This window comes from Myxococcus qinghaiensis (assembly GCF_024198215.1).
GTDB classification, from domain to species: Bacteria; Myxococcota; Myxococcia; order Myxococcales; family Myxococcaceae; genus Myxococcus; species Myxococcus qinghaiensis.
Window position 1 is genome coordinate 1 of sequence record NZ_JAKCFA010000024.1, and the last position, 23,716, is coordinate 23,716.

Consider the following 23,716-nt stretch of genomic DNA (forward strand, 5'->3'; position numbering starts at 1 on the left):
GGAGCCACCAACGCGGCGCCCTGGACGGCCTGAGCCAGCCCCATGTAGCGATCTCCAAGAGCGAGATCGCCACACCCTCAACCAGCTTGGTAGCCCCATGCAAGGGCTACCTAACTGATCAGCATTGTCCCTAGGCCGGGGGACACTGGGAGATGCAGTACGCCCTGTTGCTGTCACAGGTGTACCTCGGGGTGCCGCCACCGCCGTAGAGGCACTGGTACCACCACGAATCACAGGTGTTGATGCACTCCGCGCGCGTCACGCCCTGCTCGACCTGCCCCGGGTCTTCCTGGCTGACGAGTTCCTCTCCTCCTTCCGCGCCACCACAGCCCGCCATCAGTCCCACCGCCATCAGTCCGGCAATGATTGCCACTCGCATGCGCTTCTCCTGGCTCCAAGGCCCGTGCTGCCTTGCCAGGATAGACAGATTTCGGACGCCATGACAGGCATGGCGGCGGGGAGCAGCTGTAGGTCTGTCATTCAATCGTGGAGTTCGTCACCGTGATGGGTGTGTCCGTGTGATTGGAAATCTGCGGATACGTCACGTACCAGGAGCCACCCCGGTTGTTCTGGATGACCGAGCGGTCGATGCGGATGTTGCCCGAATGGTCATTGCTGACGAAGAAGATGGCGCTGCCGTGGGCGTTGACTTCGTTGTGCTCGATGCGCGTGCCGCAGAGTGACAGCGTCATCGTGTTGCCGTCGTTGTAGATGGCGCCACCGCTGCCTCCGCCTGGAGTGCCTGGACCGGCGGGGTTCGCGCCGTTTCCGATGGCCCGGTTGTGGGAGAAGAGGCTGTTGATGAGGGTCCACGACACGCCGATGCTGCTGATGCCGCCCCCGTTGGAGCAGACCCCGCCGTAGCCCTCCTTGCCACCGAAGGTCGTGTTCACCACGAAGACGGGCAGGTTGTTGTACTGGCTGAACACTCGAAGCGCGCCGCCACCCACGTCGGGCCCCACATCGGCACACGCGTTGTTGAAGAAGCGGGAGTTGATGACCTTCACCCGCCCGCCGCGCACCCAGACCGCGCCACCTCCGTCGAACTCCGACTCCGTCTTGGAGCTGGCATCCACGAACGTGAGGTTCTGGAGCGTCAACCGGGGATGGTCCTGGTTGTCGCAGTGGGAGGTCGTCCACACCTGCTTCTGGTCGCAGGTGTTCATGTACAGGATGCGGTGCCTGCCCGCTCCGCTGAGCGTCACCAGCCCCTTGCCGTCGATGACGATGTCCGGTCCCTTGTCGTTGAAGACCTTCGCCGTCCTGTCGAGCGTAATCGTCACCGGCTCCGGTCCACAGTCGAAGGTGATGACTCCGCCCCGGGCCACGGCGTCGATGAAGGCCGCGCTGGTGCAGCTCGCCGGTGTTCCCGTCCCGACGACGGTGGTGGGATTGGAGACGTTGGCGAGGCCTGCCTCGGCGGGCACGCCGCACGTGGCCTCCGCGTTCGGATTGCCAGCGGGTGGGCCGTCCTTGGGGTTGGTCAACGGGTTGGGCACGTCCACGTCTGACGCGTCATCGCCCGAGCAACCCACGGAGCAGGCGAGCGCGAAACCCACGGCCAGCGAGAACACCTTGGTCGAGGGGAACCGGTGAAGTCTTTTCGGATGCATCCAGCCTCCAGGAGGGCGGCAGTGTACATCAGCCTTGCGCGAGGCCTGGACTCGGGCCCATGCCGAGGAGCCACACCTGGTGAACCGCCTGGTGCCAGCGTGCCATCCTGGGAGCTGGCTGCGCGCACGGAAGGAGAGAAGGCCTCATGCGGAACCAGCACGAACTCGCACGGGAAATCGCGGAGACCCGGGCCCTGTGCAAGGCGAGGTTCCCGGAGCTGTAGCGTCGCCGCGCGTCCCTGGACAGCGTTGCGGAGGTATGGCTGGCTGACCTCATGGACCGGCGAAAGACCTTCACCGAGAGCCTGCGACACGACGGCGTCGCGCTCATGCCCCAGGCCGCATCGCCGGAACTTCTGGTGATGCTGGAGCGTGCCTTTCCCCCGTCGAGCGGCGACGAGCCCACCCACAGGCGAGGAGGCCAACGCAACGTCCTCGATGTACCGGCCGTCATCTCCGCCGCGTCCGAAGGCGCGGGGGTCCGCTCGCTCGCGCAGATGGTGCTTGGCGAGGACTGCTTCGTGGCGCGGGCCCTGCTCTTCGACAAGACGCCCGACGCCAACTGGAAGGTGCGCTGGCACCAGGACCTCACCATTGCCTTGCGCGAGCGGCGTGAGACGCCGGGCTTCGGGCCCTGGACCCACAAGGAGGGCGTCACCCACGCCCTCGCGCCGGACACCCTGCTCACCCGCATGCTCGCCCTGCGAATCCACCTCGATGACTGCGGCGAGGAAAACGGGCCCGTGCGCGTCCTGCCCGGCACCCACCTCCAAGGGCGACTCAGCGAGGCGGACATCGAGGACAGGAAGTCGCGCATCCCCGCCATGACCTGCCTCGCGCGGCGCGGCGACGTGCTCGCGTTCCATCCGCTGCTGCTTCACGCCTCCTCGCCCGCCGTGAAGCCGGGCCACCGACGCGTCCTTCACCTCGAGTTCGCCGCCGCCGCGCTGCCCGGCGGCCTCGAATGGCGCTGGAGGGTTTGACCCGGCGGGGAGACTCGACGACGAGGCGCTCGCGGGCCCCGCTATGACTGGGACTGGGCCACGGGCATGGCCACGTCCTGCACGGGAGGATGCCCCACGCCCTCGCCATCGAGCGGCGGCGACTTGTCCTCGGCCTCGGGGACCTGCGTCCGACGCATCACCCAGACCAGGACGCCCGCGCCCACATAGCAGGCGGTGCCCAGGCCGAAGGTGACGGCCGTTCCGAAGTGGATGGCCACGAAGATGGCCGCGGCACTGGCCAGCACGGAGAACGCGCCATTGAGCGCCCACCCCCACTGCACCAAATCCCTCCGGCCGCTGATGAGCGTCATGCCCAGGGCCATGGGCATCCCCATCAGGAACGACAGCGGCGCGATGAGCACCGCCGTGACGAGGATGCGCGTGGAGAGCGGCAGCCCCACCACGCCCTCCAACACCGGGCCCTTGAAGGACAGGAACGCCCCCAGCCCCGCGACGAGCGCGAGGAACAGCCCCGCCGTGATGACCGGCCGCGCACGGGCGAGCCGCTGCGCGAGCAGGCTCCCCACCCCGCTGGCCACCAGCATGCTGGCCAGCACCGTGGCGAAGGTGATGGTGGGGCTGCCCAGCACCATCGCGAAGACGTGGAAGAACTCCATCTCCACGAGCATGAAGGCCACGCCCAACAGCGAGAAGTAGGCGAGCGAGGCCCAGCCCGACGTGCCCAGCCTCCCGGTCTGCCGGGCCAACTGGAAGAGCGGCAGCACCAGGAAGGGCACCACCAGCGCCAGCAGGATGAAGACAAGGCGCCGCAACTCCACCACACCGATGCCAGCCGCCCGCGAGGGACCCGCGCGCTCCACGAAATAGAACGGGTTGTTGTCGGTGGCGGGGGCGATGTCCAGCGGACCCTCCGCCCACAACCGCGCCGGGTCCGGGGTGGTGATGATGTCGTGAATCAACCGTCCCCAGCCCGTGAAGGGCTTGGGGATGGAGGCCACGTCGAGCGAGCCGTCCGGCATCCAGAGCGCCTGGAACCCCATCGCATCGAGATGCGCTCGCGTGGTCGCCACATCCGCCGCGGTGATGGGCGAGCGCTTCACCAACACGAAGCACATGGGGCGGGAGAAGTGGGGGCTCGCCACGGCCGCGACCAGCATGTGCTTGCCCACATCCTGGATGCCCAGCTTCTCGAGCGCCTCGCGCGCCACGGTGAGGCCCCGCATCGAGTCGATGCGCACCACCTCGCTGGAGCCCAGCGCGCGCAGGAAGCCCATGTAGCCATTCGGCGTCAGGTGCCGGAAGTAATCCTGATAGGCCTCGACCGTGTAGAGGTAGTTCTCGCTGAACGCCAACGCCGTCGCGCTCCCTCCAGTATCCACCCAGGTGAGCGTGATGAGGTCCCACAGCTCCCGGGAGCGCTTGACGAACGTCCGCCCGTTCTCGATGTGCAGGTCGACCCCGGGGAGGTAGTAGGGCCGGCCGGAGAAGGCCGCGAGGTCCTCATTCACCACCCGCGCCACCAGCGGGTTGATCTCCACCGCGGTGATGTCCTTGCGGCCCTTGCGCACGGCCTGGAGGACGTCCACGCCACCGCCCGGACCGATGATGAGCTGCCGTCCCTCCGCGGGGACCAGCTTGTGCGCAAGCGCGGTCAGGTCGTGGTCGAGATAGGTGTAGGCGGCGAGCGACTCGGGGTTGCCATTGAACTCGACAATCTGGGTCCCCCCGAGGCCGTCGATGAGCAGGTCCATCATCCGGAACTTCCGTCCGGTGTAGTTCCCGCTCAGCGACCAGGTGAAGAAGTTGGTGGGGTGCACCCGAACGGAGGAGATGGAGTTCCACTCGGAGACCACCGTGGGCGCCCCCAGCCAGCTCACGTGCGGCGGCCTGGCGATGGCGGGGACCTGCGTAAGGAACGTCCCGAGCACCACGAAGGCCAGGGTGAGCCCCAGCGACACGAGCGCGGTGGTGCGCAGTCCGCCGGCCAGCGCGAACAGGACGGCCGCCACCATCGGCAGGATGACGACCGTGCCGAGCATGACCTCCACGGGCGTGCTCACATCCAGGAGGAAGACCGCGACGATGCACCCCAGCGCGGCGAACACCAGGTCGACCGCGTAGAGCCGGTGGAACCGCTCACGGTTGTGCGACAGGACGAGCGAGACGACGAGCCCGCCGAAGAGGAACAAGGGGAAGGCGCACCAGAAGATGGCCGCCAGGGTCCAGAACTCCTGCGCGTAGACGCGGAAGGCGCCGCCGAACTTCACGTGGGGCAGCAGGGCGAGAATCCCCAGGACGCCCACGAAGCCGGAGATGCCCGCCAGCAGGCTCAGCACCGTCACATGGCGCAGCATCCGCTCGGGCGTGAAGAAGCGCTGGGCCAGCTGCGCCAGGAGCCCACCCGAGGCCAACCCCAGCATCGCCAGGGAGATGAGCATGAAGGCGTAGTAGTAGGTCATCGTCCCCGCGAACAGGCGCGAGAGCACCACCTGGGCCGTCAACATGCTGGCCGCGACCAGACCGAATCCCAGGCTCATGGCCCGCATCGACGTGCCCGCCAAACGCTCTTGCATGGTAACGACAGGTCCTTTCCCGGAGGGGACCTGGAGCATAGGGGAGAAGCGGGACTTCTCCCCAGCACATCAGGAAGGGAAAGACAGCCTGCCGGGTGGGTGGAGAATGCCCGACCGGCGGCCCTTCGCCCTCACGGCGTCTGTCCCGACGTCAGGGGACGAGCGCCGGGGATGCCCAGCCCTCGCAGCCACGCCTGCGCGAGCGGCCCGGGGTCATGACCCGTCTCCGACTTCACGAAGTCGAGCAGCTGCTGCATGCGCGCCGCCTTGCCCACATGGAGCCGGTAGAAGCGCGCCAGCACTCCATCCAGGGCGGCTCTGCCCACCTGCTTCTCCAGCTCGTGGAAGAAGAGGCTTCCCTTCAGATAGGGCAGTGGAGAGGCGAGCGGGTGCGTGCTCATCTCAATCGCATTGCACGTGGCGTCCGGCAGGACCACCGTGTCGCGCCTGGCCACCAGCTTCTCCAGGTCCTTGCGCCGCGATTCCCACAGCTTCGCCTCCGCGGCCTCGCCCTCGGTGGCGCCCACCGCGCGGGCCGTGAGGTAGTCCGTCGTCCCCTCGGAGAGCACGAAGTCCTCCCAGCACTGGATGCGCACGCCATTCCCATACCAGCCATGCGCCGCTTCGTGGTGATGCACCAGGCGGTCCCCCATCGACTGCGAGGCCACGTGCCAGAACGGATGGTGCTCCATGCCACCCTTCCCCTGGGGCCCCCAGTTCGCCGACACCGAGCCCGCCTTGTCGCCAAAGACATACTTTCCATAGCGGGTCTCGAAGAAGTCCATCGCGTCGCGCAGGTGGAGCGTGCCCGCCAGCGCGGCCTCCTCCTCGCCCGGCAGATACCAGACGGACACCTGCGTCCCCGCGCGCGTGACGCCCAGGGGCCGCTCCGTGTAGGCCCCCACGGCCCATCCCAGCATGTACGCCGGCACGTCGCCCGCGACCTGCTTCGGGTACACCGCCACCTGCCCTTCCGGCAGGTCTCCGAGCCGCAGCGAGAACTTCGTGCCGTCGTCCGGTGAAGGGTGGCAGGGGAACAGGTTCTCGCAGAAGGCCGGCCACGTATAGGTCGTCCCGGTGTGCCGGTACCCATCCGTCTTCGCTGTCGCGGCGAACGTGTAGTCGACGATGACGGTGGTCGCCCACTCCGGCACGCCGATGTCGAGCCGCCCGTCCTTCACGGTGTACTTCAGGTCGCCACAGCGTCCCCGCACGCCGTTGATGTGGAGCGAGCCCACCCTCAGCGACAACCCCGGCGCCTTCGACTCGCCCACCTGGAGCGTCGCCGTGCCGCGCAGCGCACCAAGCTTCACGTCCAGCGCCGTCGAGACGATGTCACGCGCCAGCCCCTCCGCGGGCGGTGGCGAGGGCAGCCGCGCCACCATGTCGCAGAGCTGGGGACAGGGAGACAGGGCCCCACCCTCCCCTGGCGTCGAACAGACCTGGGCTTCCCGCAGCCCGGCCTCGACCGAAGGCTCCCCGCATCGACAGGCGCCCAGGCTGCCCACGAGCAGGAGGACCGCGGTCCTCGTGATGACACGCTTCATGATGTGACCTCCCTGCATCTTCCGCCTCTCATCCAGCCACGTCATGAGCGCCAACCCGTGTGACATCCACCCACCGCCCGGTGACAGACCCGGGACGGGCCTGCCTTACGACGAGTAGGAGAGTCGAGCACAGTTCCCGTCCCAAGAGAGTTTGAACATGGCAGCACTCGGACTCGGCGCCCCGGAGGGCTCCAACTCCAGGCCCAGGTCGCTCGTCCTGCCGCTCCGGCGGATGGCCCATACCGAGACACGTCCATCGCTCCCGGTGCCAGCCCTCCCCAGCACCTCGCCGCTCAACAGTTGATCCGCTAGCGTGGCGCGCATGAGAAGACCCTCCGCGCTCGTGCTCCTCCTCCCGCTCCTCTCGACGTTCGCCTGCGCACCGCTGGCCTCTGAGCAGGACGATGAAGCGACCCTGCCGGGCGAGGCGGCCCAGGCGGCCTCGACTCCGCTCCGAGCGAAGGCGCTCGGCCGGATGCGGAACGCGGCGAAGTATTTCCACGACCAGGTGGCGCGCCACGGCGGGTATGCGTGGCATCACAATGCCAATGACCTGAGCGAGCGCTGGGGCGACATCCGGCTCGACGACGAGCAGATCATGATTCAGTCGCCCGGCACGTCGGACGTGGTCGTCGCGTTCGTCGAAGCCGCCCTCGCCGACCCGGCCACCCCGGCACTCAAGACCTATGCGACGGACGCGGCGATGGCGCTGCGCCATGGACAGGTCAAGTCGGGAGGCTGGCGGCTCTACGCGGACTTCAAGGCGACTCCGACGCTGACGGCGTGCTACCGCCACACCACTGCGAACTGCGGCTGCGGTGGCTGCACGACGACGACCTACGACGACCAGACCACCCAGAACGCGCTCATCGCGATGATGCGCGCGGACCTGCTCCTCGGGTTCGCGAACACGGCCATCTCCGAGTCTTCGTCCTATGCCCGCGCGCGGATGGAGACCTCGCAGTTCCCGACGCATGGCGGCTTTCCCCAGGGCTTCGCGGGTCCTGTCGCCGCGCGGCCGGCGCTGACGGCCAGCTATCCCCCCTCCATCGGGACTTCGTGTGGCCTGGCCCACTGCTACGCGAATAGCTACACCCACGAGTACTGGGATGACCCGACGCTGAACGACAACCTCGCGACGGCCTTCGTGGAGATGCTGAACTGGGCCCAGGACATCTATCCCGCGCGAGCCACGACCTATCAGGCCATGCGCACCGCGTTCGGAGGCTTCCTTCGCCGGGCGCAGCTGCCGCAGCCCCAGCCCGCCTGGGCACAGCAATATGACATCCAGATGCAGCCGCGCTGGGCGCGCAACTGGGAGGTCCCGGCCATCGCCGGACAGGAGAGCCAGGACGTCATGTGGGCACTGCTTCGCCTCTACCAGCTGGACCCGAGCGTGCCGGCGAACCGCGACGCCGTCGGCACCGCGCTCGCCTATCTGGAGACCGTGGACCACGCGAATGACACGCTCATCCACCGCTATATCGAACTGGACGACACCGCTCCCGCCAACCTCGGCTTCTTCACGGTGAAGCCCGGCGGCTATCCGGTCCGGTTCTCCCAGGCCCCGCCGACCTACCAGAACTACGGCTGGGAAACCCCCTCCCAGCTCGCCGCCCTCCGCGCGGAGTACAACCGGCTGGCGAGCGACACGACGGTGATGAAGCGCACGTGCCAGCAGCTCCGCGCCGACACGGCGCAGGCCGTCGACGCGACGGTGAACAACGAGAAGTGGCTCACGACCTACAGCCCGAGCGGCCCGCGAAGTGGCTCCACACCGGGTGACTATCTCGACACGAGCACGTTCGTCCGGAACCTGCGCACGCTGGCCGAGTTCGTCACGCGCACGACGACCGACTGCACCGCCTGGAACTACTGAGGCGGAGGCCCGGGCCCTGCTCGGCCTGTCTCACCGCGGTTGCATGCCGGTGAGCTGCTGCAGCTCCAGCTCCTCCAGGTCGAGCTCCTGCTCGATGCGCTGGAAGGCCGAATCTCCGATGGTGCCGTCCGCCCGCAGCGCGAGGAGCCGCTGCCGTTCGGCCGAGGTGACCCTGCGGACGATATCCGCTTCGGCATCCGACGAACGACCGTCACCCGAGGCGCTCCCAGGTGGCGGGGTGTCGCCACGGGTGAGGTCCGCCTCGGCGCGCCGGAGCAGGACCTCGTAGCGCCTGCGCAGCAGGCTCGACAGCTCCTCGCCGGGCTGCACGGACGTGGCGTCCAGCGCGGCACGCAACGTCTCGGCACGGGCGAGCTGGACCTCACGCTCCACCGAGCCGTCATCCTCGAGGTGGAGCAGGTTGATGAGCGGACGCAGCGTCATCCCCTGCACGACGAGCGTCGCGAGCACGACGAAGAACGCCGTGAACAAGACCAGGTCTCGGTGAGGAAACGCTGGCCCGTCCGCCCCGCCTGAAGGCAGCGCCAGCGCCGCCGCGAGCGTCACAATCCCTCGCATGCCGCACCACCCGACGACCGCCGCTGAGCGCCTCGACAGGCTGACTCCGTCACTCCGCCCAGGCGCGCCCTTCAAGGTCGGACGGCGCAGCCAGCGGCCCAGCGCCGCGGCGGTCGAGACCCAGACGATGCGCGCGACCATCGCCGCGACGCACACGGCCGCCGCGACCCCCAGGTACTTGAGCAACGTGGGCGAATCGAGGCGAAGGAGAATCTCCTTCAACTGGAAGCCCACCAGGATGAAGGCGAGCACGTTCAGCGCATACACCGCGAAGTCCCAGACCGCGTAGGAAGGGAGGCGGACGCGCGCCGGGACGACATCCGCGGCGCGCCGGGCCAGGAACATCGCGAAGACGACGACGGTGAGGATGCCGGAGAGGTGGAGCCGCTCCGCGAGCATCCAGACGGCGAACGTCCCGCAGAACTGGACGACCACCGCCGTGGCGACGTCCTGAATGCGCGCGTTCACCCGGAGGACCACATGCGACAACACGAACCCGAGCGCCACGCTGCCCACCGTGACGACCAGCAGCAATGGAACGGCGCTGGCCGGTGACAGCGTCCCCGCGAGCGCGGCCCCGACGGCGAGGCGATAGATTAGCAGCGCGCTCGCGTCGTTGAAGAGGCTCTCTCCCTCCAGGATGACGAGGAGCTGATGCGGCGGGCGGAGCTGCTTGAGCACCGCCGTCGCGGCCGCCGCGTCGGGAGGCGCGACAATGGCTCCGAGCGCGATGGCGACGGCCCAGGACATGTCCGGCACCAGCAGGCGCGCCACCACCGAGACCACGAGGACGGTGAGCCCGACCGCTCCGATGGCGAGCCCCGTGACGGCGCGCCAGTTGGCCCGGAGGTCGCGAGGAGACGCATCGAACGCGGCATCCAGCAGCACGGGGGCGACGAAGAGCGTGAGCGCCAGCTCGGGGTCCAGGTCGAGCGTCGGCGTACCGGGGACGAGCGCCAGACCCGCCCCGGCGAGTGCCACCATCGCCGGGTAGGGAGTCCCGATGCGGCGGGACAGCACCGTGAGGCCCGCCCCCGCGAGCAGCATCGCGATGATGATTTCGAAGACGTGCATGTGGAACGAAGCGCCGAGAACCTTTCCGGGCCCCCACCTTGCGCTGCCAGCGCGCGGGCACACAAGCGGCGCTCACGGATGCGTCCGGTACTCGTCGATGGTCGGAGGGTATTCCCTCTCATGATGAAGAATTGCAAGACGCTCTCGGACGGGCGTGTCCGCTAACGGTTAGCATCCCATTCGCCATGTCACGCCCTACAACTCCGCCTCCGCTCCACTGGGACATCGCGGAGGAACACCTGGACGAGGCCGCCTTCCTGTTCAAGCGGTGGGAGGAAAGCCTCTCTTCCCCCCTCTTCACGCCCCAGGAGGTCGCGGACGGCCCGGAGGAGCGGATGCTGGCGCACGTGGATGCGCTGGCGTTGGGCGGCCCACGGGTTGCCCGAGGCCTGCTTCTTCCCCGACTCTCCGCGGACAGCCGGGAGGAGTCTTTCGCGGCAGGGCTTGCGCTGCTCGGGATGGAGGAGGACTGGAGCGAAGCCGTCCTGGGCGTCGTACAAGAAGGGGAGCCACACCAGCGAGAGGGGCTCCGAGAAGCGCTCCGACTCACCTCCCGTGCGGGCCTGGAACCTCACCTGCTCGACATGTTCGACCGCTCCGGCTCTTCCGTTCGGGCCGCACTCCTGGAGGTCCTCGTGGCCCGGCGGCACCCGCCTCCCGGCAGACTGGACCCGCTCGTGGCGGGCGAGGACTCGGACCTGGCATGCGCCGCCCTGCGCGCGGCCCGCCACTTTCCCAACCTGCTTCAGCAAGCATCCCTGCGTCAGGCGCTCCACGCAGGAGACTTCGCGGTGCGCGGCGCAGCCCTGGAGACCGGATTGATACTCGGGCTGCCAGAGGCGTGGCATGAGTACGAGCAGGCCATCAAACACCCCACGGAATCATGGAAGCCCGTGGCCGTGGCCTGGGCACTGGGGGCTTCCGGACAGGACCTCGAGCCACTGCTGCGGGGGCTCGAAGCCCACGAGACCCGGCGCGATGCCCTCTGGGCGCTCGGCTTCAGTGGAAGACTGGCGGCAATCGAGGCGCTGCGGCCCTGGCTTCGAGACGAGGCGACAGCACCCGTGGCCGCGGAGGCCTTCGCGGCCATCACCGGCCTGCCGCTGGAGCCCGGGTTCGTCCTGCCTCCCGTCGAGGACGCGGAGGCCGAGAGTCCGGAGGGAGACCTGCCCTTTCCCGACGCCGGCCGCATCGAGGCATGGTGGACGGAGGCACGCTCCCGCTTCAAGTCCACCGAGCGATACATGGGCGGCAGCCCTTGGAGTCCCGAGCGGCTCCTCGAGTTCCTGAAGCAGGCACCCATGCGCCGCCGGCCCGTGCTGGCATTGGAGCTGGCGATTCGCACGGGGGGACGGTGCCAGTTCGACACCGGGCTCCTCGCGGCCCGTCAACTGCGGGAGTTGGAACGGCTGCGTGGCGCCCTCGGGCGGGTGCCTGCCGGTCGGTTCCGCGAGTTGATGCAAGGCTGGGCACCACCGCCCTCCGCACCACGCCCCCAGCCGGCGGCCCGCCCCGCGGCCCGCGCACGGACAGATGGCGCGCTTGTCCTCACGGGGATGGGAATGGTGAGTGCCATCGGCCATGGCGCAGTCGAATCCTGTGCCTCGCTCCGCGCGCGCATCGTCCGGCCCCGGCCCCTCCCCTTCCAGGTCCTCCAACTGGACGAGCCCGGCACGGCCGTGGCCACGGGCCACCCTCTGCGAGGGCTGGTGGACGGGTTCCCCGGCCTGGCCCGACTCATCAAGCTGGGGGCACTGGCACTGGAGGACGTGCTGCGTCCGGCGGAGCTTTCTGGAGGCACCACCGCCTCCTTCCAACAGACAGCGCTGCTGCTCTGCCTGTCCTCCACCCGACGGGACGACTTCGACTTTCAGGACGAGTTCATCGCCGAGCAGCTCCCTTCGCGGTTGCTGCGACATGCCGGGCTGGCGCTCCCCGTCCAGAACGTCTCGGTGATTCAAGCGGGTCATGCCTCGGGTCTGCTCGCCCTCCAGCAGGCCTCCCAGTTCCTCCAGGAGCGTCGTTTCCAACGGGTCCTGGTGCTGGGCATCGACAGCCTGGTGGAGGAAGACACCCTCCAGTGGCTCGCCAGCCGGCGACGGCTGAAGACACCGGAGCACCCCATGGGACTGATGCCGGGCGAGGCGGCCGCCGCCATGCTGCTGGAAACCAGCACCGAGGCGAGGCGGCGCGAGGCGTCCGTACTGGGCACGCTGGCCGCGATGGGCACGGGGCGGGCACCAGGGGAGGCCCGCCAGGGCGCGGAGTCCGGACGCGTTCTGGCCCAGACCATCCGTCTGGCCTGGCCCGCGGGTGCTCCGCCAGTGGGAGACATCTACGGCGACGTCAATGGCGAACACTCGCGTGCCCTGGAGTGGGGCTTCGCGCAATCGATGCTCCGGGAGACACACTCGCTGGAACAGGCCTACCTCCACGTCCCCGCCGAGTGCCTGGGCGACACCGGAGCGGCCAGTGGGCTCATCTCGGTGTGCGCCGCGCTCCAGGGGTTCGTGAGAGGGTATGCTCACGGAGACCAAGCCCTCGTCTGGTCCAGCTCAGACTCTGGAGAGTTCGCGGCCGCGCGGCTCTCCCGGGCCTGAGCGTCCTCGGGCGAGGCATGCGGGAGGTCACGATGGGAAAGAAGAAGCACGTCTCCTGGAACCTCAAGGAGCAGTACCATCAGGACGACACGACCGGCTGCATCTGGCGCCATTCGGGTGGATATGGAAAGACCGCCTGCCACTACGCCATGAACGGCTACAAGGTGAGCGCCGGCCGCCAGGACATGTACAACAAGGACCACCGCAAGAATGCCGTGGCGCTGGGCTACGTCCTGGATGTCTCGGGCGACAATCGCAGGCGCGGTGACCTCAAGCTCACCTCCAAGATTTCGCGAGAGGTGCGGGCCAAGGCGCGGACCGCCCGGAAGACGAGCGAGGGGCGGGAGGCCTTCCGCAAGCGCTTCGAGGGCCGCTTCGGCGGGTCCATCAAGTGGCTGAGCCTCGACAAGGACGGATGGCACTACGGCTACACGCTCCCGGTCGGACACGTCCCCAGGAAATACATGCAGGGGCCACAGCCTACCTTCAAGGTGAAGAACGGGCCCGCCGAGGGTTACGGAGCATGGTACCCATACCACCACAACTACCACCACCTGGTTCCGCAGGGCGCGCTCCTGGATTTCGTCTGCGGCAACGACGACAAGACCAGGCGCCGGGTCGAAATCCTCTGTGCCTCGAAGTGGAACATCAACGGTCCGAACAACATCGTCCTGCTACCGCAGGAGACCTCCGTCTCGAAGATTGTCGAGCTGCCGGCGCACTGTCCTTGGGGTCAGAAGAAGCACTCCGCCTATTCCAGGTCCATGAAGGACATGCTGAAGGACGTGAAGCGGAATCTCGACAAGGCCATGAAGACGAAGGCCTGCGAGGATACGGAGGAAGTGGCGGTCGAGCTCGACGCCGTCTCCAAGAAGATTCTCCAGCAGATCAAGACCATGCCGACAGGAAGGCAGATCGGCCGGGTCCAGCCCTCGTGAGCGAACAAGGTCAGGACATGGCACGTCATGAGTACTCCATCTTCGTCATCAACAATGACGCCCGCGTGGGCGTCATCGAGAATCTCGATGACACCTTCGACGATTACTGGATGCTGAACGAGGGCGTCGCGCTGGGAGATAAATACCCGCCCAAGCTGGACCTCACGCTGTCGAAGAAGGGCGGCGACATGGTCACCGACTTCATCGACAACATCCACAAGGTGGTGCTCATCTCCGAGAAGGCCAGGGGCATCATGGAGCAGGCGGGACTGGGACCCGAGCAGGTGGAGTTCCTGCCCTTCACCCTCAAGGACCGCAAGCGCAAGAAGGTCCCCGAGCCCTATTTCATCGCCAACGCCCTCCAGTGCTTCGACTGCTTCGACTGGGACCGCTCCGAGTACGACCTCTACCCGACCAAGCGGAAGGTGGTGAGCACCAGCCTCAGCAAGTTGTACGTGCTGGAGGACAAGGTGCCGAAAGACGCCCTGTTCTTCCGGCTCGACGAGCTGAAGAACCGCATCCTCATCCGCTCCGACCTGCTGGAGAAACTGAGGGCCGCCGGCTGCGACGGAATCAGCGTCGCCGCCATGGGCGAGCCCCTTCCCTAGGAGCCTCCCATGGGCATGCTCGAGTTGGACATCACGCTGGGGAATCTCGAGGAGGAAATCCAGGACGGCCTGGAGCGGCTGCGCGAGGACGGCCCGGACGCGGCCACGGTGCTGGACATCTGCGCACGCACCCGACAGCTCGGCTGCGGCCTGCTGCTCATCGACCTGGACGTGGATGGCTTCCAGCACTCGCTCTTCGAGAGTGCCCGCCGCTACGACTGGCTGCTGGACCAGCGCGCCGCCCATCCCCGACTGGACACGTACTATCTCTGTAAGTCCCGGGCACAGCCCCTGCTGGATGCGCTGGCGCTCAACCAACTGCCGCTGGCCCACGCCATTGCCGCGAAGCTGGACACTCCCTGGGCACGGAGGATGGAACCCGAGGAGGATTTCCGCTACTTCGACCTGCTCTCCGGACCGCTGCTGGAGCGGCAACCGGATGAGGTCCGGCTGGCCGCCTTCGAGCGCTGCTTGGAGCAGCCCTCCGCCCGCTTCGATGCCCTGACCGCGCTCATGCACCAGGACGCCGACGCTTTCTGGAAGGCGCTGAAGGTGCTCACCCGGGAGTGGGAGGAGGACATCGAGGCCGACCGGCGCCAGGACTCGCTCGATGCGTACTTCGCGATGACGGAGGCCTCCATCTTCGTGGAAGGCCTCGCGTTGGTCCGACTCGCCGGCCTGTGGGACATCCCCGCGAGGTCGCGCCTGCCCTTCATGCCCGCGGAGGCCTTCCAACCCTCCTCCGAGCCGTTTCCCGAGGAGCTGGACCTCTAGCAACCCGCGTCAGTTGATCTTCACCTTCCCGCCACGGATGCGGTGGACGCCTTCCGCCTCGGTGAGCACCTCCACCCCACGGAGGATGACCCTACCGTCAGAGCGGAGGATGAGGGTGGCCTTGCCACACCGCAGGACCACCTCGTCGCGTCCCTCCAGCAGGACACGCCGGCCGTCGACCTGAGCCTCCCGGGGCGACTCGGGGAGTTGCTGTGCCAGCACCGCGTCGAGCAGGGGCGTGGGAGGCATGGGCAGGAGCAGTCCCGTCAAGACGGGGCGTGAGGGCCTGCCGTCGTCGAAGAAGAGCGTTACCTCTCTGCGCTCGCGCACGGTCTCACGCCACTGCTCAGGTTCGAGCGGGACGGTGGTGCGAGCCAGCAGCGGCCCGTGCCGGTTGCCCACGAAGTCGACCCGGACCGAGCCGTCCGGGTCCATGCCCGCCACCCAGCCGATACGCATCCCGTGGATGGGGCGTTCCTCCTCCTCGGTCTGGGAGGGCGCGGTGTGTCTGGGAGAGTCCTTCGCCATAGGGAGAATGTGCTCCGTCAGGACCGAGGGTCTCCGCAACAGGGACACTTGAGCTTCCCATCCTGTTCGTCCATGGCGATGACGGGTGGCTGGAGCACGGGGAACGGCGGGGTGTTCTTGTCATTGTGAAGCATGAGGTCAAAGGCACGCGGCACGTTCTTTCCCTCGATAGAGACATCGAAGGAATAGCTGACGAACTCGGCCTTGCCCTTTGTCTTCCCTGAGGCCACTCCGCCCGCACTGCCGGCCTCATCGCCGGTGCTGGTGGAGAAGTTCGAGTCCTTCAGGCAGAGGGGCTTGCCCTCCACGGTGACCTCCTTCGAGCCCTTCGCGGTGTCCGCCGAACGGGCAATGTTTGGATACGGGAGGGGGACAGGACCCGCTGGGCTGGGCGTCTTGCACACATCGGGGAACGCGATGGTCGTCCCTCCAGAGTCGGCGTTGACGATGGACAGCTTGTTCACGCCCACGAAGTTCTTCCCCATGCCCCCCATCATAGCGCCCCGCCACCTCACCTATTCTCGTACAGACTCCCATTGTCATACGGAAGTCAGCCCGCCCCGTCCGCCTCACGGCGCCCTCATGCCGCACGCTGCAGCCGGCGCTTGTACTTCTCCCCCCACTCCCGCAGGCCCATCAGCACCGGCTCCAGGGAGCGGCCAAAGGCGGTCAGCTCGTACTCCACGCGCGGCGGCACCTCGGCGTAGACGGTGCGCTTCACCAGCCCGTCCTCTTCGAGCTCGCGCAACTGCAACGTGAGCATGCGCTGGCTGCAGTTCGGCAACCGCTTGCGCAGCTCCCCGAAGCGGTGCGTGCCCTTGAGCAACCAGTACAGCACCACGCCCTTCCACCGTCCGCCGATGACGCCAAGGGACGCTTCCACGGCGCAGTTCGTCTTCGAGTCGTCGTCACGTTTCCGAGCCATGGTTCCCTTTTTGTTCGTACTCATCAAACTTGTGCGTACTTGCGAAGAAATAACCTGAATCGTACGTCTGCACCATGAAGACATGGGAACTGCAGCCGAGGCCGGGGCTCGATTCACTCACGAAGGCCGAGCGTCCCTCGCCGAGCGTGGGCGAGCGTGACGTAAAGGTGCGCGTGGGCGCGGTGTCGCTCAACTATCGCGACGTGCTCATCGCGAAGGGCGCGGAGAAGAGCCTCAAATCACCGCGCGTGCCCGTCTCCGATGGCGCGGGAGAGGTCATCGAAGTCGGCTCGGGCGTCACCCGCTGGAAGGCAGGCGACCGGGTGATGGCCAGCTTCTTCCCCCACTGGGTGGACGGCGAGCTGAGTGACGCACACCACGCCAGCGCGCTCGGCGGCTCCGGGGCGGATGGCATGCTCCGCGAGGAGGTGGTGCTGCCCGAGCACAGCTGGGTGCGGATGCCGGCGGGGTACTCGTTCGAGGAGGCGGCGACGCTCCCGTGTGCCGGGCTGACGGCGTGGCAGGCGCTGTTCGAGGTGACCTCGCTCAGGCCGGGTGAGACGGTGCTGCTCCAGGGCTCGGGCGGCGTCTCGGTGTTCGCGCTGCAGTTGGCGAAGGCCACGGGCGCGCGGGTGCTGATGACGTCGAGCAGCGCCGACAAGGCGGTGCGGCTGCGGGAGCTCGGCGCCGAGGAGGTCATCGACTACCGGGCCGACACGAAGTGGGGCGAGCGCGCGAAGGCGATCACCGGCGGGCGCGGCGTGGACCTCGTGGTGGACGTCGGAGGCCAGGCCACCTTCGACCAGTCCTCGCTGGCGCTGCGCTACGGCGGCTCCATGAGCATGCTCGGCGTGCTCACCGGTGGGCGCGGCGAGGTGAACCTGCACTCGGTCTTCCACCGGCGGCAGACGGTGCACGGCGTCTACGTGGGCTCGGTGTCGATGTTCGAGCGCTTCGTCGCAGCGCTGGAGCGCACCGGCATCCGGCCCGTCATCGACCGCGTGTTCCCCTTCGACGAGGCGCGCGCTGCCTGGGAGCACCTCGCGAGTGGACAGCACCTGGGCAAGGTCGTCGTGACCACCACCACCAGGGCCACCCCATGAACGTCCTGATTGTCTATGCCCATCCGGAGCCGCGGTCGCTCAATGGCGCGTTGAAGGACCTGGCCGTGAGCCACCTCACCGCGCGGGGCCATTCGGTGCGCGTCTCCGACCTCTACGCCATGGACTGGAAGGCGACGGCCGATGGCGGTGACTTCCTCCACCATCAGGCGGGAGAGAAGCTGACGTACCGACTGGCATCGAAGGGCGCCTTCGCTGACGGCTCGCAGAGCCCGGACATCGCGGCCGAGCAGGAGAAGCTGCTCTGGGCCCAGGCCGTCCTCTTCCAGTTTCCGCTGTGGTGGTTCTCGATGCCCGCCATCCTGAAGGGCTGGGTCGACCGCGTCTTCGCCGCCGGCTTCGCCTATGGCGTGGGGGTGCATGAAGGCGAGCGCTGGGGAGACCGCTATGGCGAGGGCACGCTGGCGGGCCGCCGCGCCATGCTGTCCGTCACCATGGGCGGACGCGCGCCGCACTACTCCGAGCGCGGCGTCAACGGAGCCGTGGACGACCTCCTCTTCCCCATCCAGCACGGGGTGCTCTTCTATCCCGGCATGGAGGTGCTGCCGCCCTTCACCGCGTATCAGGTCGACCGCCTGAAAGCCGAGGAGTGGCATCCCATCGCGGAGGCCTTCAAGGCGCGACTGGACGGCTTGTTCACCGACGCGCCCATCGCGTTCCGGAGGCAGAACGGAGGGCACTACGATGGCCAGCAGGTGCTGAAGCCCGGCCTCGGCCAGGGAGCCTCGGGTACGCGCATCCACGTGCACGCGCCGGACGAACTGGCCTCGCGCGGCTGAGCGGGGTGGCCAAGTGTGAACAGCAGCCCGGTGGAGACTCCGACATCGCGGGGAGCGCGCTCAGGCGCTCCCGCGCGCTGGCCGAGCGACTACGAGCAGATGAACCGGATGTCCGTGTAGTACGGCGTCACCTGACCCGACTGGGTGATGTACCCGGCACAGTCGTAGTGCCACGCGCCCGCCCAGGTCGTCTTGGACGCGTTCGTGTAATAGGTCCGGTGCTCGCCATATCGCTCCCCACCACCGGGCGGCTCCGAGCGCTGCTCGACCGTGCTCACGTCGGCGGTAGCCTCGCCCTCCGCGGACTGCTCAGGGGCTCCACCGCAAGCGCAGGCCAGCAGCGCGGACATCCCCACGACCCAACGGGTCAGCATCATCGTGTGCTCCTTGTAAAAAGTATCGATATGACAAATGCAATCCTATCAAGTTCCTGCCTCTGGCGTCCAGGCAGCCGCATGCTCCCATCCACGGAAAAATACACCCGATGTATCACTGCTCGCCGTTTGACAATCATCCCCTGAAACCGAATCCCACCTGAGTGATTGCATCGCGCGCTCGACACCTCCGCCCTGGGACGTCTCCGACGGGTGTCGTCGTCCGAACGCCGAGCCTGTCAGCCCATGAAGGGGGAGCGGGGTCCGCCTGGGACACGTCCTCTGCGTGTGTCATGCTTTGGCCATGGCGGATGCGCTCGAAGCAGACACAGCGGCTCCTGGCGGATTGGACCGGCGCGGGTTCCTGACCTGGGTGGTGGCCTCCCCCACGTTGATGATCGCCGCACGGTTGGGACTCGACGTGCCGGCGGCGGACGCGGCCCAAGCGCCCGTGGCGGGGGCGGAGACTCCGCTCAGCCTCTACATCGCCCTCCAGCTCGACGGTCGCGTCGTCACCACGCTGCCTCGCACGGAGATGGGCCAGGGCATCACCACCGCCGTGGCCATGCTCGTCGCGGAGGAGCTGGACGTGGCGCTCGACGCGGTCGACGTGCGCAGCGCGGATGCGGACCCACGCTGGCTCATCCAGCTCACCGGGCTGTCCTCGACGATGCGCTACCTGACGGGCCCGCTTCGCTCCGCGGCGGCCGAGGCCCGCGCGCGGCTCGTCACCGCGGCGGCGCTCCGCTGGCGGGTGCTCGCCCCCACCCTCACCACCTCCCATGGCGAGGTGCACGCTGCCGATGGCCGGCGGCTCGGCTACGGCGAGCTGGCGGAGGAGGCCGCGCGGGTGCTGCTGCCCCTGGTCTCCACGCGGCCCAAGCCGGAGAGCCAGTACACCGTCGTGGGTCGGCCCACGGGGCGCATCGACGCGCTGGACATCGTCACCGGCGCGGCGCGCTACGCCCTGGACCTGGACCTCCCCGGGGCGCTGCCCGCGGTGGTGGCAAGGCCTCCCACGCTGCGCGGCTCGGTCCAGTCCTTCAACGACGGCGTGGCCCGGACGATGCCAGGAGTGGTCGGCGTGGTGCCCCTGGCCTCCGGTGTCGCGGTGGTGGCGCGGACGTTCGCCCAGGCCTTCGCGGCGCGTGACGCCCTCCAGGTCTCCTGGACGCCGGGCCCGGCCAGCACGCTCTCCGACGTCGACATCCGCTCCCGCCTGCGGGATGCGATAGGCCCCCGTCCCCTGCCTCCGCTGCTCACGACGCGGACGGTGGAGGGACGCTTCGACTTCCCCTACCTCGCGCACGCACCCATGGAGACGCAGAGCTGTCTGGCCCACGTGCAGGGCACCCGGGCCGAGGTCTGGCTGGGGGCCCAGGACCCCAAGTACGCGCAGCGCGAGGTCGCCCGGGCGCTCGGCTGGGACCTCACGCCCCAGCGAGTCACGGTGCACGTCACCCGCGCCGGTGGCGGCTTCGGTCGCAGGTTCTTCAACCAGGCCGCCGTGGAGGCCGCGCTCGTCTCGCGCGCCATCGGCCAGCCGGTGAAGTTGATGTGGAGCCGCAACGACGACATGCGCCACGGCCACTTCCGGCCCGCCAGCCACCACCGCATCCTCGCCCACCTGGGATTGGGCGGAAGCATCCTCGGCTGGCACCACCGCGCCGCCATTCCCACCGTGGAGCTCCCTCACGGCTTCGGCGATGTGCTCACCGCGCTGCTCGGAGAGGCCCTGCCCGATGCGACGAGCGCCGTGTTCTTCGCCATCTCCCAGCGCATCCCCTACCGCTTCGGCCTCGCGAGCCACGAGCTGCGTGAAGTCCCCATCCCCATCCCCACCGCCTCCTTCCGCTCGGTGTTCACCAGCCAGGTGGGCGTGGCCAACGAGGTGTTCGTCGACCAGCTCGCCCGTGAGCTCCAGGTCGACCCCGTGGCCCTGCGGCGCTCCCGGCTCCCCTCCAACAGCCGGCTCAGGGCCGTGCTCGACAAGGTCGTATCCGTGGGCCAGTGGGGCCGGGCCCTGCCACCCGGAGTCGCCCAGGGCGTCGCCGTGCTCGAGGAGTGGGAGAGCGCCATCGCCCACCTCATCGAGGTGGACGTCACCAGCGGGACGCCTCGGGTGCTGCGCGTGGTCATCGCCGCGGACGTCGGCCTTCCCATCAACCCCAAGGGAGTCGAGGCCCAGCTCCAGGGCGCCGCGGTGGACGCGATGTCCACCACGCTGAGCGCGGGGCTTCACATCGACTCGGGCGCGGTGCGCGAGGGCAGCTTCGCGGACTACCGCTGGCTGCGGATGAAGCACGTCCCCGCCGACATCCAGGTGCACCTGGTCCGCTCGGACGACCGCGTGGGCGGCGTGGGAGAGCTGGGCTACCCCAGCGCCGCGGCGGCCCTGGCCAACGCCGTGGCCCGAGCCACCGGCACCATGCCCACCCGCTTCCCCATCCTCGACGAGGGAGTCTGACCATGCTGGCCCATCAATTCATCCTCAATGGTCAGATGGTGACGGTGGAGACGCCCGCGGACCTGCCCCTGCTGTGGGTGCTCCGCGACGTGCTGGGCGTCAGGGGTCCCAAGTACGGCTGCGGCGTGGGCGTGTGCGGCGCGTGCACCAGCCACCTGGACGGCGAGGCCTTCCGCCCCTGCATCCACCCGGTGGGCAGCCTCTCCGGCCACGAGGTGATGACCATCGAGGGGCTGGGCGCCCAGGGACTGCACCCCGTGCAGCAGGCCTGGATTGACGAGGACGTGGCCCAGTGTGGCTTCTGCCAGCCGGGGCAGATCATGGCCGCCGTCGCGCTGCTGAGGAAGAACGCCCACCCGACCGACGCGGACATCGACGCCGCCATGAGCGAGAACGTCTGCCGCTGCGGCACCTATGTCCGCATCCGCGCCGCCATCAAACGCGCGGCCCTGCTGCTGCGGAGCGGAGCGGGCATCGGCGGCGGGTGAGGCCACGAAAAGCCCGCTGACTCGCGCGCCGCGTGGCGTGGACTCCCCCTCAACGAGGAGTCCACCCCGGCACACGAGGTGAAGTGCTACTCCGTGGCGCGGACCCAGTGCTGGGTGCGGCCGAGCAGCGACATGCCGATGTAGCCGCGAACCTTCAGCTTCTTGCCGCCGTCCTCGACGGCGATCTTGCACTTGTAGGTCTTGCCGTTCGCCGGGTCGAGGATGGTCCCGCCGTTCCACTCGTCGTCGTCTTTCTTCAGGTCGCGCAGGATGGTCATCCCGATGATGGGCTGGTCCTTCAGCGAGCCCTGGCACTTGTCACAGACCGGGTTCTGCTCTTCCTTCGGGTCGCGGAAGAGCTTCTCGATCTTTCCGACGAGCTTGCCGTTCTCCTCGGAGATGACGATGACCGACTTGGGCTTCTTGGTCTCGTCGTCGATGGTCGTCCACCGGCCGACGGCGGCATTCGCCTCCGCGGCGGCGGGGGCCTTGTCCTCGGCCAGGGCGCTCGAGGCAATCATCAGGGTCAGAGAAGCGAGTCCGAACCACCGGGTTGCGTTCATGTCTTGAGGTCCTTCTGCGCGGGGCTCACATCAGAGGGGGCTTGCGCTCAAGCGTCCCGTCATCCCGTTTGTACTCCAGCCCTGCGCCGGCAGGCAGCCCCTCTGGGAATTCCGTGAGGTGCTCGAACGTGCCGCTCCGCGGCATGCACCGTCCACCCGCACTCAGGGTGGGCCGGCCCGGTTCGAGGCCCACGCGGTGCTCCCCCGCCCCATTTTCAAGCGGGCCTTACAAGCCCATGGACTCCGAGGCCCCTGGTTCCGTGCGGAGGCGGGTCCTATCTCTCGAGGAGACATCCACGCAGGGAGGAACCGTCATGCAGAAGCGCAGGCTTGGAAAGAGCGACCTCGAGGTCTCTGCCATGGGCCTCGGTTGTATGGGAATGAGCTTCGGCTACGGCCCGGCGGTGGACCGGGAGCAAGGCATCGCGCTCATCCGCGCGGCCGTCGAGAAGGGCGTCACGTTCTTCGACACCGCCGAGGTCTACGGCCCGTACACGAACGAGGAGCTGGTGGGTGAGGCCCTGGCGCCGTTCCGCGAGCAGGTGGCCATCGCCACCAAGTTCGGGTTCGAGCTCGACGCGAACGGGAAGCAGGCAGGCATGAACAGCCGGCCCGAGCACATCAAGCAGGTCGCGGAGGCGTCGCTCAAGCGACTCAAGGTCGACGCCATCGACCTCTTCTACCAGCACCGCGTGGACCCGAACGTGCCCATCGAGGACGTCGCGGGCGCGGTGAAGGACTTGATTCGCGAGGGCAAGGTGAAGCACTTCGGGCTCTCCGAGGCAGGCGTGCAGACCGTGCGGCGCGCGCACGCCGTCCAGCCGGTGACGGCGCTGCAGAGCGAGTACTCCCTCTGGTGGAGAAAGCCCGAGGGGGAGATGCTGCCGACGCTCCAGGAGCTGGGCATCGGCTTCGTGGCCTTCAGCCCGCTGGGCAAGGGCTTCCTGACCGGGAAGATCGACGAGACGACCTCGTTCGCCAAGGACGACTTCCGCAACATCGTCCCGCGCTTCACCGCCGAGGCGCGCAAGGCGAACCAGGCCATGGTCGACCTGCTCAACAAGGTCGCCGCGAGGAAGAAGGCGACGCCCGCGCAGATTGCCCTCGCGTGGCTGCTTGCACAAAAGCCGTGGATTGTCCCCATCCCCGGCACCACCAAGCTGCACCGGCTGGGAGAGAACCTGGGCGCGGCCGAGCTGGTGCTGACGACGGAGGACCTCCAGGAGCTCACCGACGCGGCCTCGAATATCACCGTGCAGGGCGCCCGCTACCCCGACACGCTGGAGAAGACGACAGGGCGCTGAGCGGCGAGCCTCGCCGG

21 protein-coding genes are annotated in these 23,716 nt (G+C 68.1%); 11 read left to right on the top strand and 10 right to left on the bottom strand.

Annotated features, from left to right (window positions below; all coding sequences use genetic code 11):
* Window positions 1–130: 130 nt before the first annotated feature.
* On the bottom strand, window positions 131–379 hold the full coding sequence (locus tag LZ199_RS35255) for a hypothetical protein (RefSeq protein ID WP_253998166.1): 249 nt from the start codon (window positions 377–379) through the stop codon (window positions 131–133).
* Window positions 380–476: 97 nt separating this feature from the next.
* Window positions 477–1,613 (bottom strand): hypothetical protein, encoded by a 1,137-nt coding sequence (locus LZ199_RS35260; RefSeq protein ID WP_253998167.1) that lies wholly within the window; start codon window positions 1,611–1,613, stop codon window positions 477–479.
* Between the two features lie 275 nt (window positions 1,614–1,888).
* On the opposite strand from LZ199_RS35260, the gene LZ199_RS35265 reads away from it, so the two are divergent.
* On the top strand, window positions 1,889–2,596 hold the full coding sequence (locus tag LZ199_RS35265) for a phytanoyl-CoA dioxygenase family protein (protein WP_253998168.1): 708 nt from the start codon (window positions 1,889–1,891) through the stop codon (window positions 2,594–2,596).
* Window positions 2,597–2,637: 41 nt separating this feature from the next.
* Here LZ199_RS35265 and LZ199_RS35270 read toward each other — a convergent pair whose 3' ends face one another.
* Both LZ199_RS35270 and LZ199_RS35275 read right to left on the bottom strand, forming a co-directional pair.
* A complete protein-coding gene (locus LZ199_RS35270) occupies window positions 2,638–5,151 on the bottom strand; it encodes a spermine/spermidine synthase domain-containing protein (protein ID WP_253998169.1) in 2,514 nt (837 codons plus the stop codon).
* A 131-nt stretch (window positions 5,152–5,282) separates the two neighbouring features.
* On the bottom strand, window positions 5,283–6,698 hold the full coding sequence (locus tag LZ199_RS35275; protein WP_253998170.1) for a M1 family aminopeptidase: 1,416 nt from the start codon (window positions 6,696–6,698) through the stop codon (window positions 5,283–5,285).
* Window positions 6,699–7,020: 322 nt separating this feature from the next.
* Between LZ199_RS35275 and LZ199_RS35280 the strand changes: the two genes are divergently transcribed.
* Window positions 7,021–8,577: a hypothetical protein gene (locus LZ199_RS35280; RefSeq protein ID WP_253998171.1), complete on the top strand. Its 1,557-nt coding sequence runs from the start codon at window positions 7,021–7,023 to the stop codon at window positions 8,575–8,577.
* A gap of 30 nt (window positions 8,578–8,607) precedes the next feature.
* Here LZ199_RS35280 and LZ199_RS35285 read toward each other — a convergent pair whose 3' ends face one another.
* On the bottom strand, window positions 8,608–10,230 hold the full coding sequence (locus LZ199_RS35285) for a Na+/H+ antiporter (RefSeq protein ID WP_253998172.1): 1,623 nt from the start codon (window positions 10,228–10,230) through the stop codon (window positions 8,608–8,610).
* A gap of 185 nt (window positions 10,231–10,415) precedes the next feature.
* On the opposite strand from LZ199_RS35285, the gene LZ199_RS35290 reads away from it, so the two are divergent.
* The 4 genes from LZ199_RS35290 to LZ199_RS35305 are packed head-to-tail and all read left to right on the top strand — an operon-like array spanning window position 10,416 to window position 15,150.
* On the top strand, window positions 10,416–12,830 hold the full coding sequence (locus tag LZ199_RS35290) for a TIGR02270 family protein (protein ID WP_253998173.1): 2,415 nt from the start codon (window positions 10,416–10,418) through the stop codon (window positions 12,828–12,830).
* A gap of 32 nt (window positions 12,831–12,862) precedes the next feature.
* Complete coding sequence (locus LZ199_RS35295) at window positions 12,863–13,768, top strand: AHH domain-containing protein (protein WP_253998174.1); 906 nt, start codon at window positions 12,863–12,865, stop codon at window positions 13,766–13,768.
* Window positions 13,769–13,785: 17 nt separating this feature from the next.
* Entirely contained in the window at window positions 13,786–14,376 is a 591-nt protein-coding gene (locus tag LZ199_RS35300; RefSeq protein ID WP_253998175.1) for an imm11 family protein, read from the top strand.
* A gap of 9 nt (window positions 14,377–14,385) precedes the next feature.
* Window positions 14,386–15,150: a hypothetical protein gene (locus LZ199_RS35305; protein WP_253998176.1), complete on the top strand. Its 765-nt coding sequence runs from the start codon at window positions 14,386–14,388 to the stop codon at window positions 15,148–15,150.
* Between the two features lie 9 nt (window positions 15,151–15,159).
* Here LZ199_RS35305 and LZ199_RS35310 read toward each other — a convergent pair whose 3' ends face one another.
* The 3 genes from LZ199_RS35310 to LZ199_RS35320 all read right to left on the bottom strand — a co-directional run bounded on the left by LZ199_RS35310 (window position 15,160) and on the right by LZ199_RS35320 (window position 16,603).
* Entirely contained in the window at window positions 15,160–15,678 is a 519-nt protein-coding gene (locus LZ199_RS35310; protein WP_253998177.1) for a DUF6484 domain-containing protein, read from the bottom strand.
* A 17-nt stretch (window positions 15,679–15,695) separates the two neighbouring features.
* On the bottom strand, window positions 15,696–16,163 hold the full coding sequence (locus LZ199_RS35315; RefSeq protein ID WP_253998178.1) for a DUF4150 domain-containing protein: 468 nt from the start codon (window positions 16,161–16,163) through the stop codon (window positions 15,696–15,698).
* Between the two features lie 95 nt (window positions 16,164–16,258).
* Entirely contained in the window at window positions 16,259–16,603 is a 345-nt protein-coding gene (locus tag LZ199_RS35320) for a winged helix-turn-helix transcriptional regulator (protein ID WP_141640352.1), read from the bottom strand.
* Window positions 16,604–16,677: 74 nt separating this feature from the next.
* On the opposite strand from LZ199_RS35320, the gene LZ199_RS35325 reads away from it, so the two are divergent.
* Together LZ199_RS35325 and LZ199_RS35330 are read left to right on the top strand one after the other, a co-directional pair.
* Entirely contained in the window at window positions 16,678–17,706 is a 1,029-nt protein-coding gene (locus LZ199_RS35325) for a zinc-dependent alcohol dehydrogenase family protein (protein WP_253998179.1), read from the top strand.
* Window positions 17,703–18,503 (top strand): NAD(P)H-dependent oxidoreductase, encoded by an 801-nt coding sequence (locus tag LZ199_RS35330; protein WP_253998180.1) that lies wholly within the window; start codon window positions 17,703–17,705, stop codon window positions 18,501–18,503. Before LZ199_RS35325 ends, LZ199_RS35330 begins: the two co-directional genes overlap by 4 nt.
* Before the next feature lie 89 nt (window positions 18,504–18,592).
* Here LZ199_RS35330 and LZ199_RS35335 read toward each other — a convergent pair whose 3' ends face one another.
* Window positions 18,593–18,880 carry a hypothetical protein gene (locus LZ199_RS35335; protein ID WP_253998181.1) on the bottom strand — a complete coding sequence of 96 codons (288 nt, stop codon included), beginning with the start codon at window positions 18,878–18,880 and terminating at the stop codon, window positions 18,593–18,595.
* A 301-nt stretch (window positions 18,881–19,181) separates the two neighbouring features.
* On the opposite strand from LZ199_RS35335, the gene LZ199_RS35340 reads away from it, so the two are divergent.
* Both LZ199_RS35340 and LZ199_RS35345 read left to right on the top strand, forming a co-directional pair.
* Window positions 19,182–21,344: a xanthine dehydrogenase family protein molybdopterin-binding subunit gene (locus tag LZ199_RS35340; RefSeq protein WP_253998182.1), complete on the top strand. Its 2,163-nt coding sequence runs from the start codon at window positions 19,182–19,184 to the stop codon at window positions 21,342–21,344.
* A 2-nt stretch (window positions 21,345–21,346) separates the two neighbouring features.
* The gene (locus LZ199_RS35345) at window positions 21,347–21,832 is read left to right on the top strand and encodes a (2Fe-2S)-binding protein (RefSeq protein ID WP_253998183.1); all 486 of its coding nucleotides are present in this window, start codon (window positions 21,347–21,349) and stop codon (window positions 21,830–21,832) included.
* 86 nt (window positions 21,833–21,918) lie between these two features.
* Here LZ199_RS35345 and LZ199_RS35350 read toward each other — a convergent pair whose 3' ends face one another.
* Window positions 21,919–22,395, bottom strand: a complete 477-nt coding sequence (locus LZ199_RS35350) for a DUF2147 domain-containing protein (protein ID WP_253998184.1) — start codon at window positions 22,393–22,395, stop codon at window positions 21,919–21,921.
* Window positions 22,396–22,709: 314 nt separating this feature from the next.
* Here LZ199_RS35350 and LZ199_RS35355 point away from each other — a divergent pair, with 314 nt between their 5' ends.
* Window positions 22,710–23,699 carry an aldo/keto reductase gene (locus tag LZ199_RS35355; RefSeq protein ID WP_253998185.1) on the top strand — a complete coding sequence of 330 codons (990 nt, stop codon included), beginning with the start codon at window positions 22,710–22,712 and terminating at the stop codon, window positions 23,697–23,699.
* Window positions 23,700–23,716 lie beyond the last annotated feature (17 nt).